10 protein-coding genes and 2 pseudogenes are annotated in these 16830 nt (G+C 72.5%); 4 read left to right on the top strand and 8 right to left on the bottom strand.

The window, feature by feature from the left end; translation table 11 throughout:
• Positions 1–86 precede the first annotated feature (86 nt).
• From acs to JWP54_RS01025, 4 genes and pseudogenes are all read right to left on the bottom strand, one after another.
• Positions 87–2189, bottom strand: a complete 2103-nt coding sequence (acs, locus tag JWP54_RS01040) for an acetate--CoA ligase (protein ID WP_297366327.1) — start codon at positions 2187–2189, stop codon at positions 87–89.
• Positions 2190–2463: 274 nt separating this feature from the next.
• On the bottom strand, positions 2464–3270 hold the full coding sequence (locus JWP54_RS01035) for an ABC transporter permease (RefSeq protein WP_297366326.1): 807 nt from the start codon (positions 3268–3270) through the stop codon (positions 2464–2466).
• A gap of 83 nt (positions 3271–3353) precedes the next feature.
• The gene (locus tag JWP54_RS01030) at positions 3354–4403 is read right to left on the bottom strand and encodes an aliphatic sulfonate ABC transporter substrate-binding protein (protein ID WP_297366383.1); all 1050 of its coding nucleotides are present in this window, start codon (positions 4401–4403) and stop codon (positions 3354–3356) included.
• Between the two features lie 128 nt (positions 4404–4531).
• A pseudogene (locus JWP54_RS01025) lies at positions 4532–5415 on the bottom strand (ABC transporter ATP-binding protein).
• A gap of 388 nt (positions 5416–5803) precedes the next feature.
• On the opposite strand from JWP54_RS01025, the gene JWP54_RS01020 reads away from it, so the two are divergent.
• Complete coding sequence (locus JWP54_RS01020) at positions 5804–6640, top strand: SDR family NAD(P)-dependent oxidoreductase (RefSeq protein WP_297366325.1); 837 nt, start codon at positions 5804–5806, stop codon at positions 6638–6640.
• Between the two features lie 133 nt (positions 6641–6773).
• Complete coding sequence (locus JWP54_RS01015; RefSeq protein WP_297366324.1) at positions 6774–7544, top strand: VIT family protein; 771 nt, start codon at positions 6774–6776, stop codon at positions 7542–7544.
• A gap of 93 nt (positions 7545–7637) precedes the next feature.
• Here JWP54_RS01015 and JWP54_RS01010 read toward each other — a convergent pair whose 3' ends face one another.
• The 3 genes from JWP54_RS01010 to JWP54_RS01000 all read right to left on the bottom strand — a co-directional run bounded on the left by JWP54_RS01010 (position 7638) and on the right by JWP54_RS01000 (position 11112).
• Positions 7638–8339 (bottom strand): M50 family metallopeptidase, encoded by a 702-nt coding sequence (locus tag JWP54_RS01010; RefSeq protein WP_297366323.1) that lies wholly within the window; start codon positions 8337–8339, stop codon positions 7638–7640.
• 1 nt (position 8340) lies between these two features.
• Positions 8341–8919, bottom strand: a complete 579-nt coding sequence (locus tag JWP54_RS01005) for an N-acetyltransferase (RefSeq protein ID WP_297366322.1) — start codon at positions 8917–8919, stop codon at positions 8341–8343.
• 87 nt (positions 8920–9006) lie between these two features.
• On the bottom strand, positions 9007–11112 hold the full coding sequence (locus JWP54_RS01000; protein ID WP_297366382.1) for a heavy metal translocating P-type ATPase: 2106 nt from the start codon (positions 11110–11112) through the stop codon (positions 9007–9009).
• Between the two features lie 157 nt (positions 11113–11269).
• Between JWP54_RS01000 and JWP54_RS00995 the strand changes: the two genes are divergently transcribed.
• Complete coding sequence (locus JWP54_RS00995; protein ID WP_297366321.1) at positions 11270–11506, top strand: SHOCT domain-containing protein; 237 nt, start codon at positions 11270–11272, stop codon at positions 11504–11506.
• Positions 11507–11627: 121 nt separating this feature from the next.
• Here JWP54_RS00995 and JWP54_RS00990 read toward each other — a convergent pair whose 3' ends face one another.
• Positions 11628–16526 carry a hypothetical protein gene (locus JWP54_RS00990; protein ID WP_297366320.1) on the bottom strand — a complete coding sequence of 1633 codons (4899 nt, stop codon included), beginning with the start codon at positions 16524–16526 and terminating at the stop codon, positions 11628–11630.
• Here JWP54_RS00990 and JWP54_RS00985 point away from each other — a divergent pair.
• Positions 16504–16830, top strand: a pseudogene (locus tag JWP54_RS00985) (hypothetical protein); the annotation flags it as partial. The gene JWP54_RS00990 and the pseudogene JWP54_RS00985 sit on opposite strands and share 23 nt — an antisense overlap.

The following is a 16830-nucleotide window of genomic DNA, read 5'->3' as shown; positions in this document are numbered from 1 at the left end:
TGTTCCCGAATCGGACATTTGCGCCCGGTATGCCGGGACCAATTGTCCGCACGGGCAACAGTTGTGTCGGAATCGGGCGTGGGTCGTTACGGGCGGGCGGCTCGCACGATGGCCTGGATGCGGCCGGGGACCGTGTCGTCCTGCAATGAGGTGACGTCGCCGAGGGGGCGGCCGTCGACGATGTCCCCGAGCAGCCGGCGCATGATCTTGCCCGAGCGGGTCTTGGGCAGGTCGGGCACCAGGAACACGTCGCGCGGCTTGGCCACCGCGCCGATCTCGTGGGTGATGTGCGCCCGCAGCTGCGGGGCCAGCTCAGCACGGAGCGCCAGCCAGGCGGCCGGGTCATCCGTGGCCGGAGCCACCGCGGGGATCACGAACGCGGCGATACCCTCGCCGGTCGTGGCATCCGCCACGCCGACCACACCGGACTCGCCGACGGCCGGGTGCGACACCAGCGCGGACTCGATCTCGATGGTGGAGAGCCGGTGGCCGGAGACGTTGATCACGTCGTCGACCCGGCCGAGCAGCCAGATGTCGCCGTCGTCGTCGTACTTGGCGCCGTCACCGCTGAAGAAGTAGCCCTGCTTCGCGAAGCGCGCCCAGTAGGAGTCGCGATAGCGCTCCGCGTTGCCCCAGACCGTGCGGGCCATGCCCGGCCAGGTGCCGGCCAGCACCAGGTAGCCGCCGGTGCCGTGCGGAACCGGCTGGCCGGCGTCATCCACCACCAGGGTGTTCAGCCCGGGCAGGGCGCGCAGCGCGGAGCCGGGCTTGAGGGTGCTCACGCCGGGCAGCGGCGCCATCACGGCGGCGCCGGTCTCGGACTGCCACCAGGTGTCCACGATCGGGGCCTGCCCTGCGCCGATGTTCTCCCGGAACCACACCCAGGCCTCCGGGTTGATCGCCTCGCCGACCGAGCCGAGCAGGCGGATGCTGGACAGGTCGTGTTCGGCGGGGAGGCCGTCCGGGAACCAGGTCATGAACGTGCGGATGAGGGTGGGCGCCGTGTAATAGGTGGTCACGCCGTAGCGCTGGATGATCTCGAAGTGCCGGCCGGGGTGCGGGGTGTTCGGGGTGCCCTCGTAGATCACCGAGGTGGTGCCGTTGGAGAGCGGCCCGTAGTGCACGTAGCTGTGCGCGGTGACCCAGGCGAGGTCGGCCGTGCACCAGTGCACGTCGTCCTCCTTGGCGTCGAAGACGGCCCAGTGGCTCCAGGATGCGTGGGTGAGGTAGCCGCCGCTGGTGTGCACCAGGCCCTTCGGCTTGCCGGTGGTGCCGGAGGTGTAGATGATGAACAGCGGCGTCTCGGCGTCGAAGAACTCGGGCTCGTGCGTGTCGGCGGCGGTGCCGACGGTGTCGTGCCACCACACGTCGCGCCCGGGCGTCCAGGGGATGCCGGGGGTGAGTTCGCCGGTGCGGCGCACCACGAGCACGTGCTCGATCTCGTTCGTGCCGGCCACGGCCTCGTCGGCGGCCTCCTTGACCGGCACGGCCTTGCCGCGGCGGAACTGGCCGTCGGTGGTGACGAGCAACTTGGCGCCCGTGTCCTCCACCCGGAACCGCAGCGCCTCGGCCGAGAAGCCGCCGAACACCAGCGAGTGGATGGCGCCGATCCGGGCGACGGCGAGGGTGATGATGATGGTCTCGGGGATCACCGGCAGGTAGATGACCACCCGGTCGCCCGTGACGATGCCGAGGTCGGTGAGCGCGTTGGCGGCCCGGGCGACCTCCTTCTCCAGGTCGGCGTAGGTGAGGGTGCGGCGGTCGCCGGGTTCGCCCTCGAAGTGGAACGCGACCTTGTCGCCGCGGCCGGCGGCCACGTGCCGGTCGACGCAGTTCACCGCCACGTTCAGCTTGCCGCCGGCGAACCACTCCGCGCGCGGCACGCTCAGCACGCCGTCGGCATCCGGGGTGGGCGGCTGCCAGCTGTGGTCGGTGTGCCACGGTTCGGCCCAGTCGAGGCGGTTGGCCTGCTCGGTCCAGAACGCGACCGGGTCGGCGGCGGCCTTCTCGTACCAGGAGGCGTCGACGTTGGCCTGCGCGGCGAACCCGGCCGGGGCCGGGTAGCGGCGGTGCTCGGTGGAGAGATTGCGGATGGTGGCGCTGGTGTCGGTCCAGTCGGCTGTCGCGGCGCGGGTCGCCGGGGTATGGGTGGCGGCGTCAGCGTCGGTGCTGGTGTCGGGATTCGGCATGGGCACACTCCGGGTGTGGTTCGGGATGGGGCTGACGGGCACGTTTCACGCTACGCAGCAGGCGCATCCGCTGCAGGGCAGAGCGAAACGCGGCGTAACCTGCGCGGCCAGGTGGAGCCGCGGATTTGCTCCCGGCCCGTGCGCCCTGCCCTGCGCGCGCCCTTTTTCGTCGTGGCGTGCGAAAAACGTGGCGGCAGGCGATATTCGGCGCTTTTTCGCGTGCCGCGAGCATTTTCAGGTGCCGCGAGCATCAACCCGAGCCGTCAGCTCGCGGTCAGGCCCACTTCTTGATGGCCCACTTTTCGAAGACGCCCAGGATGGCATCGGTGGACTTGCCGAGCAGTGCGAGCAGGATGATGGCCAGCAGGATGCGGTCCACCCGGCCGTTGTTGCCCGAATCCGAGAGCAAGAAGCCCAGGCCCATCGAGGCGGCGATCAATTCCGCCGCCACCAGGAACAGCCAGGCCTGGGCGAGCGCGAGACGCAGCCCGGAAATGACCGACGGAATGACGGCCGGCAGCTGCACCGCGCCGAAGAGCCGCACGCCGCGCAGGCCGAAGGCGCGGCCGGCCTCCACCAGCTGCCGGTCCACGTGCCGAAGCGCCTGGGCCACGGTCGTGTAGACGGGGAAGAACGCGCCGATGGCGATGAGCGTGATCTTGGACTCTTCGCCGATCTTCAGCCAGATGATCAGCAGCGGCACCCAGGCCAGCGACGGCACCGCGCGGATGGCGCCGAGGGTGGGCGCGAAGAAGATGTCGGCGGCGCGGGAGAGCCCGACGAGGGCGCCGGTGGCCAGTCCAAGGGCGGCACCGATGGCGAAGCCGATCAGAACCCGCTGGGTGGAGATGGCGACGTACAGGGTGAGCTGGCCCCGTTCGAACAGGTCGACCGCGGCGACCCAGACGGATGCCGGCGGCGGCAGCTGGGACACGGTCACGAGGCCCAGGCTGCTGCTCAGTTGCCAGGCCAGGAGGATCAGCGCGGGCAACAGCAGTCCGCCGGCGACGCGGACTCCGCGGCGCGAGGTGAGCGGGCGGCGCACGGCGGGCGCCGTGCTCGGGGCGAGGGTCTCGGTCATCGGCTGTCCTTTCGTGCGGGGCGGGTGCGGAGAAATGTGAGGCCGGGGCGGTGCGACGGCGACCACCCCGGCATCCGCGGGGGCTACTCGACGATCGTCGGGTCGGCGTTCTTGGCGAAGGTGTCGTTGATGATGGTGTCGAGCGCGTCGTCGACCTGGCCCTGCTCGAGCACGTCACCGGTCTCGACGAATACCGGGCCGATGGTCGTGAGCACGTCGAGCTGGGCGTCACCGGGGACGTTGTCGACGTCGAGGTTGGAACGCTCGGTGATCACCGTGGCGGCGACCGCGGGGTCGAGGGCGGCGACCTCGGCGAGGATCTCGATGGTCTCGTCCTCGTTCTCCAACGCCCAGGCACGGGCGTGCTCGTACACGTCGACGACGGTTTGGGCCACGTCGGGCTTCTCGGTGAGGAACGTTTCGGTGGCATTCAGGAAGCCGTAGCTGTTGAAGTCGACGTTGCGGTAGACGAGTTCCGCACCGGCTGCTTCGGCGCCGCCCATGATCGGGTCCAGGCCCGCCCAGGCATCGACGGATCCGTTCTGCAGGGCGGCCCAGCCGTCGGCGTGCTGCAGGTTCTGCACGGTGACGTCCTTCTCGGTGAGGCCGGCTTCCTCGAGGGACTGCAGGAGGAAGAAGTACGGGTCGGTGCCCTTGGTGGCGGCGACCTGCTTGCCCTTGAGGTCCTCGACGGAGGTGATCGCCGAGCCCTCCGGCACGACGAGAGCGGCCCACTCCGGCTGGGAGTAGATGTCGATGACCTGGATGGGCGACCCGTTCGAGCGCGCCAGCAGGGCGGCAGAGCCGGCGGTCGAGCCCACGTCGATGGCGTTGGCGCGCAGGGCCTCGTTGGCCTTGTTCGAACCGGCGGACTGCACCCAGTTGACGGTGATGTCCTGGTCGGCGAGGGCCTCCTCGAGCCAGCCCTGGTCCTTGATCACCAGGCTGAGCGGGTTGTAGGTGGCGAAATCGATGTTGAGGGTGCCGCCCTCGGTGACCACGCCGGCGGTGTCGTCGGTGTCGGCGGCGGCATCCGCTGCGGGCTGGTTCTCGCCGGCGACGCAGCCGGTGAGCAGCAGGGCGGCGGTCGCGGCCGACGCGATCAGGGCGGTGGCGGTGAAACGATTCTTCATGGCGAGTCTCTCGTTGGATGCGGGCTGGGCGCGGGTGGTGGAGCGGGTATCCATGCTGTGGATGTGTTGCGATGAAGCGGTGAAACCGGCGCACGGTCGGGCTGTGCGAGCGAGGCGGAGCGGATGCGTCAGTAGGGGAAGTGCGGGATGGTGGTGCCCGTGGCGGTGCCCCGCGCGTCGCCGTGCCGGTCGATGCCGAGCCCTGCGAGCAGGCGCCCGCGCAGCTCGGCGAGTTCCGCTGAGCCGCGGTCGCGGGGGCGGGCGCCGGGCACGCTGATCTCCTGCACGATGGTGGCGCCGGGCGGGCGGGCGCCGCCGGCGGTGGCCGCCGGCTCCTGGCCGAGCAGGATGATCCGGTCGGCCAGTTGCAGCGCCTCGTCGACGTCGTGGGTGACGAGCAGCACCGTGGTGGGCGCGGCGGCGTGCACGTCGAGCAGCAAGTCCTGCATCTTGAGCCGGGTGAGGGCATCCAGGGCGCCGAACGGTTCGTCGAGGAGCAGCACGCCGGGTTTGCGGGCCAGGGCCCGGGCGAGCGAGGCGCGCTGGGCCATTCCGCCCGAGATCGCGGACGGCCGGTGCTCGGCGAAAGTGGTCAGGCCAACGAGCTCGAGCAGTTCGGCGACGCGGGCGCGGCCGGCGTCCCTGGCGGTGCCGCGCGGCAGGCCGAGGGCGACGTTGTCGGCCACGGTGCGCCACGGCAGGAGTCGTGGCTCCTGGAAGCCGACGGCGCAACGGGTGTCGAAGTCGGTGACGGCGGAGCCGTCGATCTGCACCGAACCGGCGCTGGGGAGTCCAGCCCGCCGGCGATGCGCAGCAGGGTGGACTTGCCGCAGCCGCTGGTGCCCAGGATGGCCAGGACCTCGCCCGGATGCACGGTGATCGACACGTCGCGCAGCACCGGCCGCGCTGCCTCGATGCCCGCGGTCGCGGGGGAGGTGCCGGCAGCAGTGGCGCGGGACCGGCGGCGGCCGGGGGCGGCCGCGAAGGTGCGGCCGAGGCCCGCGAACTCCACGGCGAAGGCCGCATCCGTGCCCGTGGGTTCGCCGGCGCGCCCGGTCCGGGCGGCATCAGCGGCTGCCGTGGCCGGGCGGACTACGGTGCGCGTTGCGGGGGAGGCGGACATGGGGCTGCCGATCGGGTAGTCGGGGAATGACTTTCCTCGACGGTACCCAGCCGGCCACGAGGACGCACCTCACGATGAAACGTAACGTAGCAATAGGAGCCGGGCGGGGCCCGACAGGTGCGGCCCGGACGGCGGTGGTGTATCGGCATCCGCCCGGTCGCGGCACGAGCTGATCCTGCCGGCGCGGGTACGTACAGGTGCCGCCGCGCGTAACGCGTGCCCGGGCGCCACCCGTGTGCCGTGACCACTCCCGGCCGGGACTTGCGATGATTGACCTATGACTCGAACCGTTTCCGGAGCCCGCGTGCTGATCACCGGCGCCGCCATGGGCATGGGCCGCCTCTACGCCGAGCGCGCCGTCGCCGAGGGTGCGGCGGCCGTGATCCTCTGGGACCGCGACGCCGCGAGCCTCTCCAACACCGCCGCGATCCTCACCGAGCGCTCCAACGGCGTGACGCAGATCGCCCCATACGTTGTGGACATCGCCGACCTGGGCGCCATCGCGCAGACCGCGCAGCGGGTGCGCACCGAGGTGGGTAACCCCGACATCGTGATCAATAACGCCGGCATCGTCCGCGGCTCATTCTTCTGGGAGCACGACAACGGCGACGACACCCGCTCCACCATGCAGATCAATGCGCTCGCACCGATGTACATCACCCGCGAGTTCCTGCCCGCCATGATGCGCAACCCCTACCGTGAGTCCCGCATCGTCAACATCGCCTCCGCCGCGGGGATGCTGTCCAACCCGCGGATGAGCGTGTACGCGGCGTCGAAAGCGGCCGTGATCGCGTGGAGCGATTCGTTACGCCTCGAGCTGGAACAACAGGGCTTCGACTACGTGCGGGTGAGCACGATCGCCCCCAGCTACATTTCCACGGGCATGTTCGACGGCGCCCGCGGGCCGCTGTTCACCCCGGTGATGACGCCGGAGTACGTGGTGAACCGGGTCTGGCGGGCCATGCTCGCCGGCTCGCCCCAGCTGCTGATGCCGTGGACCGTGGGGTTCTCGAAGAAGCTCCGCGGCCTGCTGCCGCTGGCGGCCTGGGATGCCGTGGCCGGCCGGGTGTTCGGCGTCTACACGTCGATGGACACCTTCGTCGGGCGACGCTGACCGCGCCTCGACCCGCTCGCGATTCTGGCGTTGCGGCGGGCCGATTAGGTTAGCCTTTCCATGCTCTGACCAGGCAGATTAGGCTAGGCTCGCCACGCTAGCGGGGCCGCGCAGAGGTGCCTACAGTGACTCTATGGCCATCCTCTCGACCCCCTTCTTCGGGTCCGCGACGACCCGCTCGGCGGATGCGGCGACCACCGTCGCTCCGACCCCCACCGCGCTCTCGACCAGCCTGGCAAGCCGGCTCAACTGGCTGCGCGCCGGCGTGCTCGGGGCCAACGACGGCATCGTCTCCGTCGCGGCGATCGTGGTCGGTGTCGCCGGCGCCGGCGGCTCCACGCCCGCCATCGTGGCGGCCGGAGCGGCCGGCCTCGTCGGCGGCGCCATCTCCATGGCGCTCGGGGAATATGTCTCGGTCAGCAGCCAGAGCGACAGCCAGCACGCGATGATCGAGAAGCAGAAGCGCGAGTTGCGCGACGATCCCGCAGGCGAACTCGACGTGCTCACCGGCCTCTACGAGGAGCGCGGGCTCGCACCGGCCACCGCGCGCCAGGTGGCCATCGAACTGACCGAGAAGGATGCCCTCAGGGCCCACCTTTCCCTCGAGCTCAACATCGCCGAAGAGGAAGTGGCCAACCCGTGGCACGCCGCCGGGGCCTCGGCGCTGGCGTTCACGCTCGGCGCGATCCTGCCGCTGCTGGCGATCCTGCTGCCGCCGGACACGATCCGGGTACCGGTCACCTTCCTGGCCGTGCTGGTGGCCCTCGGCGCCACCGGCGCCCTCGGCGCGAGCCTGGGTGGTAGCCGCATCGCCCGCGCGACCATCCGCGTGGTGCTCGGCGGCGCGGCCGCGCTGGCCGTGACCTGGCTGGTCGGTACGCTGCTCGGCGTCACGGTCTTCTGACCGTCAGCTCTTGGCCGCGCCCGCCGGGGTTTCCGAGTTGCCGCGAACTGCCCTCTCCGACGCCGCGAAGGGGCCTCTTTCGGCAACTCGCGGCTAGGCGAGCAGTCGCGCCGCGCCCACGAGGCAGGCACCGGCCACCGCGAAGAATACGGCCACCCAGAACAACCCCGGCAGGTGGCTGAGCCGGGCCAGCTGGTCGGCGTCGGACGCGGCGCCGCCGCGGCGCGACCGGGTGAGCTGCAGCTCCACGACGGTGCGCAGCGCGCCCAGCAGCAGGAATGCGGTGACCAGCAGCGCGAAGACGCTCTGCACCATGGGAGAGCCGAACCAGGTCACTCCGAATACCAGCGCGCCGGTCACCGCCACCGACCACAGCCCGAACCAGTTGCGGATCTGCACCAGCAGCAGCGCCAGCGCCGCGAGCAGCGCCCAGAGCAGGCCGGTCGCGCGGCCCTCGCTGAGCATCCACGCCGCCCCCAGCCCGAGCATGGCGGGTGCGGTGTAGCCGGCGAGCAGGGTGACCACCATGCCCGGACCGCGGGGTCTGCCACGGCTCACGGTGAGGCCAGAGGTGTCCGAATGCAACCGGATGCCCTGCAATCGCCGGCCGCCGAGCGCCGCGACGAGCCCATGGCCGCCCTCGTGCACGAGAGTGATGCCGTGCCGGGTCAGCCGCCACGCCGGTGGCAGGAGCACCAGCAGCACGGCGGCGGCGAGGGTGAGCCAGCCGGCCAGGGCCGGCAGCGGGGCGTTCCGCGCCGAGATGCGGACCCAGAATTCGAGGAGCAGATCCATCTCAGGCCGTGGCGAGGACCATCTCGAGGTGGCGCTCCGAGGCGCGGCGGGGGTCGTCGAGGTACTCGCCGGTGGCCACGGCGCCGTTCTTCTCGTAGAAGCGGATGGCGCGGTGATTGCTCTCGTGCACGCGCAGGTACAGCTTGTCGAGGTGCTGCTCGCCGGTCGCCCAGGCCCGCACGGCGGTGAGCAGCTGCGCGGCCACCCCGGCCCGGCCGCGATACGAGGGGTCGGTCCAGACGCCGACCAGGTTGGCCTGAATCGGCCCGTCGGTGACCAGGGATCCCCCGCCGTCGTGCTGGGGAGATCCGGCCGACGTGAAGGCGGCCATCGTGCCGACCCACTGCTCGCCCGGCACCCGAGCGACGACCTGGTAGCTGGAGGGTTCCGCGTTCCGTGCTCCGCGTGCGCGCCAGTCCGCCTCGGTCAGCGCGAGGGCGGCGGCGAAGGATTCGAAAAAGCCCAGCGGGAAGTTCGCGATTGAGCGGAGTCGCACATCGCGGAGTCCGGCCCAGTCGTCGGCGCCGGGACAGTAGAGCTCAACGGGGCGGGGGGTGGCGTAGGTTCGCATGTCGGCCATCCATGGAGGCTAGTCGTGTTGGCTGACCAACGGGTCATTTTCCGGCAGGGCGCCCGGCCCACTCGTCCCTGCGTTCGAGCCGGATGCTCATGCCGACACGGTAGTCACCCGCCCGCCGAGCGCCCGGGCCGCGCTCGGGCCCGGGCGCAGGTCCAGGCGGCGCAACAGCTGCGCGTTCAGCGCCACGACCACCGTCGACGCCGACATCAGCAGCGCGCCCACCTCCATCGGCAGCACAAAACCGACCGGGGCGAGCACCCCGGCGGCCAGCGGCACGGCGAGCAGGTTGTAGCCGGCGGCCCACCACAGGTTCTGCGTCATCGTGCGATAGCCCGCCCGGGACAGCTCGATCACCGAGAGCACCGAGCGCGGGTCGTCGCTGGCCAGGACCACCCCGGCCGAGGCGATCGCCACATCCGTGCCGGCGCCGATCGCGATGCCCACATCGGCCTGGGCCAGGGCCGGCGCGTCGTTGACGCCGTCGCCCACCATCGCCACCCGGTGGCCCTCCCGCTGCAACGCTGACACGGCCTCGGCCTTGTGGTCGGGGTGCACGCCCGCGAAGACCCGATCGATGCCCAGCTCGGCCGCGACCGACCGGGCGACGGCCTCGGCGTCGCCGGTGATCATCACCACTCCCACGCCCAGTGTGCGCAGGGCGGCGACGGCCTCCCGCGATTCCGGACGCACCTCGTCGGCCAGTCCGATCGCGCCGATTACGCGACCGTCCTGCAGAACATGCAGCACGATGGCCCCCGTCGCTGCCCAACTCGCGGTGGCCTCGAGCGGCCGCGCGGCGTGCCGGGTGAGCAGGCTGGGGCCGCCGACGGCCGTTTCCCGGCCGTCAATGGTCGCCGTGACGCCCACGGCGGTGGCCGCCTGGAACCCGGTGGCGGCGGGCACGGTGAGGGAGCGGGCGCGGGTCGCGGCGACGATCGCCTTCGCCAGCGGATGTTCGCTGTCGGCCTCGGTCGCAGCGGCCAGGGTGAGCACTTCGGCCTCGGTGTGGCTGGCGACGGCCAGCACGTGGCTCACGACGGGTTCACCCTTTGTGAGGGTGCCGGTCTTGTCGAACAACACGGTGTCGATGCTGCGCATGGTCTCCAGGGCGAGCCGGTCGGTCACCAGCACCCCGCCGCGGGCGGCGCGTTCGGTCATGATGGCCACCACGAGCGGGATCGCAAGCCCTAGCGCGTGCGGGCAGGCGATCACCAGCACCGTGATGGTGCGCACCACAGCGTCCTGCGGGCTGCCGAGCAGGGTCCAGGCGATCGCGGTGAGAACACCGACACCCAGTGCGAACCAGAACAACCAGCCGGCCGCCCGGTCGGCGAGGCGCTGCGCCCGGGACGACGAGCCTTGCGCTTCGGCGACGAGCCGGCGGATGCCCGCCAGCGCCGTGTCGTCGCCGACCGCGCCCACCCGGATCCGCAGGGCGGTGTCGGTGGCGACGGTGCCGGCCACCACCGGGGCGCCGGGGCCGCGCGGCACCGGCCGGGATTCGCCGGTGATCATCGACTCGTCCACGTCGGCGGTGCCCTCGGTGACCTGGCCGTCGGCGGGAATGCGGCCGCCGGGCCGCACGATCACCAGGTCACCCACGCGCAGCTCGGCGGGGGCCACGACGGTGACCCGGCCGGCCTCCACCCGCTCGGCCGTGTCGGGAAGCAGCGCCGCGAGGGAGTCCAGCGCGGAGGACGACTGCGCCAGCGAGCGCATCTCGATCCAGTGGCCCAGCAGCATGATCACGATCAGCAGCGCGAGTTCCCACCAGAAATCAAGCTCCATGCCCAGGAGACCCAGGCTCGCGCCCCAGGAGGCGAGGAACGCCACGGTGATGGCCAGGGCGATGAGCAGCATCATTCCGGGGGTGCGGCTTCTCAGTTCCCCCACCGCGCCGGTGAGGAACGGGCGGCCGCCCCAGGCGAACATGACGGTGCCGAGCAGCGGGGAGATCCAAGCCGCCCAGGGGGCGTCGGGCAGGTCGTAGCCCAGCAGGGCGGCGAACATGCCGCTGAACCCGAGCACCGGCAGCATCAGCAGCAGCATCACCCAGAACAGCCGGCGGAACTGGGCCACATGGTCGCCGTGGCCCGCACCGTGGCCCGCACCGTGGCCGGTGTGGTCGGTGTGACCGTGGCCGATGTCGCCGGCGGGTCCGCTGCCGACAGGCGCAGGCGCTGGATGCCCCATGGCCCGGTGGTTCAGCACATCGGGGGCGTCGGAGTGGTGGTCGGAGGAGGAATGCATGCGCCCAGACTAAACCCCCTAGGGGTATCTAACAAGGAAGTACGACTAGCGTGGAGGGTGCCGACCGATCGCGGTCAGCCAACAGGAGAGGACGCCGACGATGATGTGGGGAAACGGAACGAACCCGGCCTGGCTCTGGCTGTACGGACTGCTGTCGCTGGTCGCGGTGGTGGCGCTCATCGTGGTGGCGGTGCGGTACTTCCGCGACGATTCGACGAGCCCGGTCGGGCCGCGCCGCAGCGCCGCACGGCGTATCCTCGACGACCGGTACGCCCGCGGCGAACTCAGCACCGAGCAGTACCGGGAGCAGGTCGCCGAACTCGGCGAACAGCCCTGACTACCCGAGCTGCCCGACCCGGCACGGACAGGCAAAGATCTTGGTGACCCGCCGTGTCCCGCGGCAGAACACGCCGACCCCGCCAGAGAGATCATCCGCCCTTGCGCTGCGGCTACAGCGGCTACCGGAGCGTGGAGATCTTCAGGGCCACCGACTTGAGGTTCTGGATTCGCTGCTCGTACCGGGCGGCCAGCACGATCAACAGGACGCCGCCGATGCCCAGCCACAGCCACCAGGGCACGGCACCGTAGGCCAGCGAGATCCACGGCCAGAGTTGGGCGAGCGCGTGCGCCAGCAGCACCGTGGCTCCGATGAGGAACGGCGCCTGCAGCCAGCGCACCGTGCCGAGGACCAGCACCGCGATCGTGAGCACGCCCAGGCCCACGACCCGCCAGAGCGGGCTGTAGGTGAAGTCGAGCAGCAGCGACGGCAGCAGCAGCACCAGCAGGCCGGGGGCCAGGGTGATCCAGCTGCGGGCGGGGGGTGTGCGGTCCAGGTGCAGCAGGCCGCTCGCGATCAGGGCGAGGGCCAGCGGAATGCTGACGATCTCAACCGGGTCGGGAACGTGGTGGGTCCACCCGGCGACCAGCATGACCGCGCCGCCGCCGACAGCCACCCAGGCAACGAGGCGCCCGAGCCGGCTCTCGTCGGCCCAGAACACGCCCAGGTACAGTGCCGAGAACAGCCACACCACCAGCAACACCCGGATCATTGCCAGCGGCGCGTAGTCCAGTGCCGACACCTCGGCGAGCACCACTCCGACGAGGGCGGCGATCGCAAGGCCGTACCCGCCCCACACGGTGCGGTCCGTCGCGGTGGGTCCCGGCGCTCCCGCGGCGGCGGGGCCGACGGGTGCCGCCGGGCCCGAGCCCGGGAGGCCGCCGACGACGGATGTTGCCAGCCGGGTCGTCCAGACCAGGCCGGCCCCGGTGGCGACCAGGAGCAGCGCTGCCGGGATCAGCCAGGCCTCCAGTTCGCCGGTGGTTCCGTTCGGGCCGTAGAGCGGCATGATCTGCAGGCCGGCGGTGGCCAGCACCGCCAGGACGCCCACGACACAGGCCGGCCAGCCCACGATGCTCCAGCGGGTGCGGGTCGGCAACAGCGCGCCGAGGATGCCGATGGCCCCGCCGAGCGCGAGGGTGAGCACCGGTCGCAGCACCGCGCCCTCGGCGCCCACGAAGACGCTGGGCAGCACGGCAACGGCCAGGCCGAGGGCCAGCATCGCCTGGGCGGCGGTGGACGTCCGGCCCAGGAGCCGGGCGGCGATGAGCTGCCCGACCACCAGGGAGAGGCCCAGTGGCACCGTGCCCAGTTCGATCGGGTCGACCAGGTCGCGCCCGAGTCCTGCCACCAGGGCGAGCACGCCGGCCACGATCGTGAACCAGGCGAGCAGGCTGCCGGCGCGGCTCTGATCGAACCAGCGCAGGAGAACGTGCAGCACGGCGAGGAGCCCGACCAGCGCGAGGACCCGGCCCTGGGCGTACGGCGTGAACGACAGTGCGGTGGTTTCTGCGCTGAGGATGCCCAGCAGGGCCAGCCCGACGAGGCCGTAGCCGAGGGCGCGGGGCGCGGCGAGGCCGGCATCCCCCGGAGCGGCGGGTGCGTGGGTGGGTGCGGCAGGCGCCGTCGGGCGGACGGGCGCGGCCGGGAACACCCGGATGACCAGGCCGCCCGTGCCGATGAGAACCACGGCCGCAGGCACCAGCCACGCCTCGAGGCGCCAGTCCGGCCCGGACGAGCCGCCGGCCAGCAGGCTGTGAACACGGCCGGTCGCGGTGACGAGGATGGCCGCGGAGCCCACCAGCACGCTCGGCCAAGCGGCGAGGCTCCAGCGTGGCCGGCTCAGCAGCAGGGCCCCGCCGACGGCAAGCACGCCGCCGACCAGGACGGTGAGCAGTTGGCGGAGCGCGTCGTCGGTGAGGCCGGTCGCGCCGAGGGTGGTCGCCACCGGCCCGGCGCCGACGGCGGCGCTGGGCAGCAGGGCAAGGGCGAGGCCGGTACCGATCCAGTAGCGCGCGGCGGGGGCGGACCGGCCCGTCCCGGCGGACCACGGTCGGTTCTGCAGCAGCTGTCCGGCCATCAGGGCCAGGCCGAGGGGCACGAGCACAACCTCGGACGGGTCAACCGCAGCCACGAGCAGCGCGGCACCGGCCGCGGCACCGGCGAGCGCGGCACTCGTCCACGCCGTGACGACGCCGAACGACGCCCGCGGCCGGCACACGGTGAGCACGTGCAGGGCGCCGAGCAGCAGCACGAGGCCGATGGCCCGAGCCGCGCCGAGCCGGGTCGAATCGAAGGCGGCGGCTTCCAGCACCGTGAGGGTGACCAGGGCCACCAGCACCAACGGCAGGCTGCCGCGGTACCGGATCGGCGCTGAGCCGGACTGGCCCGGTCGCACGAGCAGCACGGCTGCGAGAATCAGGATGGCCGCGGTCGGCAGCAGCCAGGCCTCCAGGAGCGGTCCCGTCGGCCCGGCGGAACTGAGAAGGCGGATCGAGCGGGCGACACCGGTGACGAGCAGGCCGGCCGCGCCGGCCAGGCCGGCGGCGGCGAGGAACGCCCACCGCGGCCTCGTCCACCGCACCAGGGTGGCGCCGAGCAGCAGCACGGCCGCCGCCACACCCACGAGGACCGGGCGCAGCGCCGAGCCGGTCTGGCCGGTCACGGCCAGGGGGAGCAGGGCCAGGCTGAGACCGGCCAGGGTGAGCAAGGCGGCGCCCGGACTGGCGGTGAGGGCGCGGTCGACCCGGCCATAGCGCCAGAGCAGGGCGGCCAGGCCGAGCACGGTTCCGGCCACGGGAAGCACATACGCCTCGAGGGGGGTGCTGGAGCTGTTGCCCAGGCCCCACCAGAGTCCGGCCGTGGCCAACGCCAGGGACAGCCAGCCCAGGTGGCGCCGCCAGGAGCCGGAGGCGAACAGGCCGTCGGCGTCGACGGCGGTGAGCAGCACGGCGACGCCGGTCAGCAGCAGCACCAGCCAGCCCAGGCCGACCCGGTCCAGCGGCAGGAATGCCGTGGCCAGCACGGCGGCGGCGCCGACCTCAAGGCCCAGTCCGGTGCGCGACGCCCGCCCGGTCCCCCGCAGGGCGAGGGCGAGCGCGACGGTGAGCAGGGTGGCGGTCGGCGGGGTGAGCGCGGTGACGGTGGCCGGCGCATCCGTGACGAGAACGAGGTTGACGGTCAGCGCGAGCAGCGCCGGGGCGACCAGGAGCGCCGCGGTGAGCCGCTCCACCCGCAGTCGGGCAGCGGGCAGCAGCGTCCAGAGCAGGGTCGCCGTCAGCACCAGGACCGTGGCCAGGATGCCGAGGACCGGCGCGAGCAGCGCGACGGTGGCCCGTTCGCCGGCGGGCAGGGCCTCGATGAGACGCCCGGTGGGCGCCGCGAGGAGGTAGAGCGTGGGGGCGAGGAGGGTCCAGAACGACCAGCGGCGTTCCCCCGTGCTGAGCCGGGCGAGCAGCCGGCCCTGGGCGACGAGCAGCTGCAGCAGCCCGGTGGTCACGGCCACGGCCAGCACGATGTGCACCAGGAGAACGGCGTTGCTCGGCGGTGCCGCGCGGGTGAGCATGCCGGGGGCGGCGGCGACGCCGATCAGGGTGAGCACGATGGCGCCGGAGAGCAGGGCGCCCCGGCCGTTGGCCCGGGTCTGGGGATCGAGCAGGTACCGGGCGACGACCAGGGCCAGCACGGCGGAGAGGGTGCCGAGCCACCAACTCGTGCTGCTCGTCCAGCCGATGACATACCCGAGCGTCTCGGCCGCGGCGACAAGGGTGATGAGGTGCGGACGGAACTCCGCCGGCGCCGGCCGTGACCCACGGGCCAGGAACAGGGCGGCCAGGGCGAGGGCGCCCAGCAGCAGGTAGAGCGGCAGGATCAGCCAGAGCCCCTGGGCGAACGGGACCGCCAGCAGGATCACGACCACTCCGAACCAGGCCAGCAGTCGGCGGCGGGCCGTGAGGACGCCGCCGACCCGCCAGAACACCGTCCCCAGCACGGCGACGCCGGCCAAGGCGGCCAGCGCCGCGGTGCCGTCGCTGCTGATGCGGGCGATCAGGTTCTCGTCGAGGGCCAGCACGGCCCGCAGCAACGGGATGGCGGCGGCGAAGACGGCGGCGACGCCGGCCAGACCCGCCAGGGCAAGGGCGGTGAGAGCTCCGGTGAGCGCTGCCCGGCGCACCGGGCCGGCGGCCAGGCGCCGCCACGCCAGTTCGAAGCCGAGGGCGACCGCGGCGGCCACCAGCAGCGGCACCGACACCATCAGGGCGATCTCGCCGCTGCGCCAGGTGCACACGGCGACGCCGAGCACCCCGGTCAGGGCGGCGAGGCCGACGAAGAGGTGGCTGGTGACGCGCATGAACGCATCCGGGCTGGCGCGGCCGAGCACCGTGAAGGCGTGCGCCGCCGCCACCAGGGCGATCACGCCGAAGCTGACCAGGGGAGACCAGTCGGTGCCGGGCTCGACGAAGCCCGCCAGCCCGGTCGAGCTGAGCAGGGCGAGGGCGGCGAGGGCGAGCAGGGCGCCGCGTTCGGCGCGTCGGTTCAGCGACGGCCATGCGCCGGCCGTGCCCGGGAGGGTGAACCGGTGCACCAGCGCGCCGGCGGCGGTGCCCGTGACGGCCAGGAACAGCCGGGTGAGCGGGACCTCGTCGGCGGCGATCCCGGCGGCGAGCAGCCCGACCGCGGGTGCGGCGGCGGCGAAGCCGGCCACGCTGGCCACCCGCAGCGAGGAGAGGGCCTGCCAGCCGAGGAAGAGTACCGTGCACACCGCCAGGGCGCCGCCCCAGTAGAGCAGGCCGTCGCCATCCTGCAGGCCGAACAGGTTGAGCCGGCGCATGGCCCAGATGTCCAGCAGCACGAGCACCACTGCCAGCGCGCCGATGCCCTCGGCCGTTGCGACCAGGCCCTTGCGGCGCAGCAACGCCGCCGTCACCAGGGTCCCGAGCGTGAGCACGCCCACCACGCCGGCGCGGAACGCGAGCCCGGTATAGATGAACGCGACGGTGACGAAGAAGATCGCCGCCACCGACACGAGTGTGACGCCCACGATCAGCAGCACGACCTGCACGCTGGAGCGCGTGTGCGGTGCCGGCCCGTCGGGGACCTTTGGCGCGGGCGGCGGGGTGATCGAGGCGGGCGGAGCGGTCGAGACCGGCGGGTTCGTCGGTACCGATGGCGCGGTCGGGACGGACGGCGGCGGAATCGTCGCCGTGGCCGGCGGGCGATACCCGGGGGCCGCGAACGGCGGCACGGCCGGTGCGGCGGTGCGGGGTGAGTCGGCGAGAGCGGCCGGTGCCGCCATCGTGGCGGCCGCCGGGGTTGATGCCGCG

Origin of the sequence: Cryobacterium sp. (genome assembly GCF_025463825.1) — a bacterium.
In the GTDB taxonomy this organism is placed as follows: Bacteria; Actinomycetota; Actinomycetes; order Actinomycetales; family Microbacteriaceae; genus Cryobacterium.
This window is presented reverse-complemented; position numbering and strand designations above follow the sequence as displayed.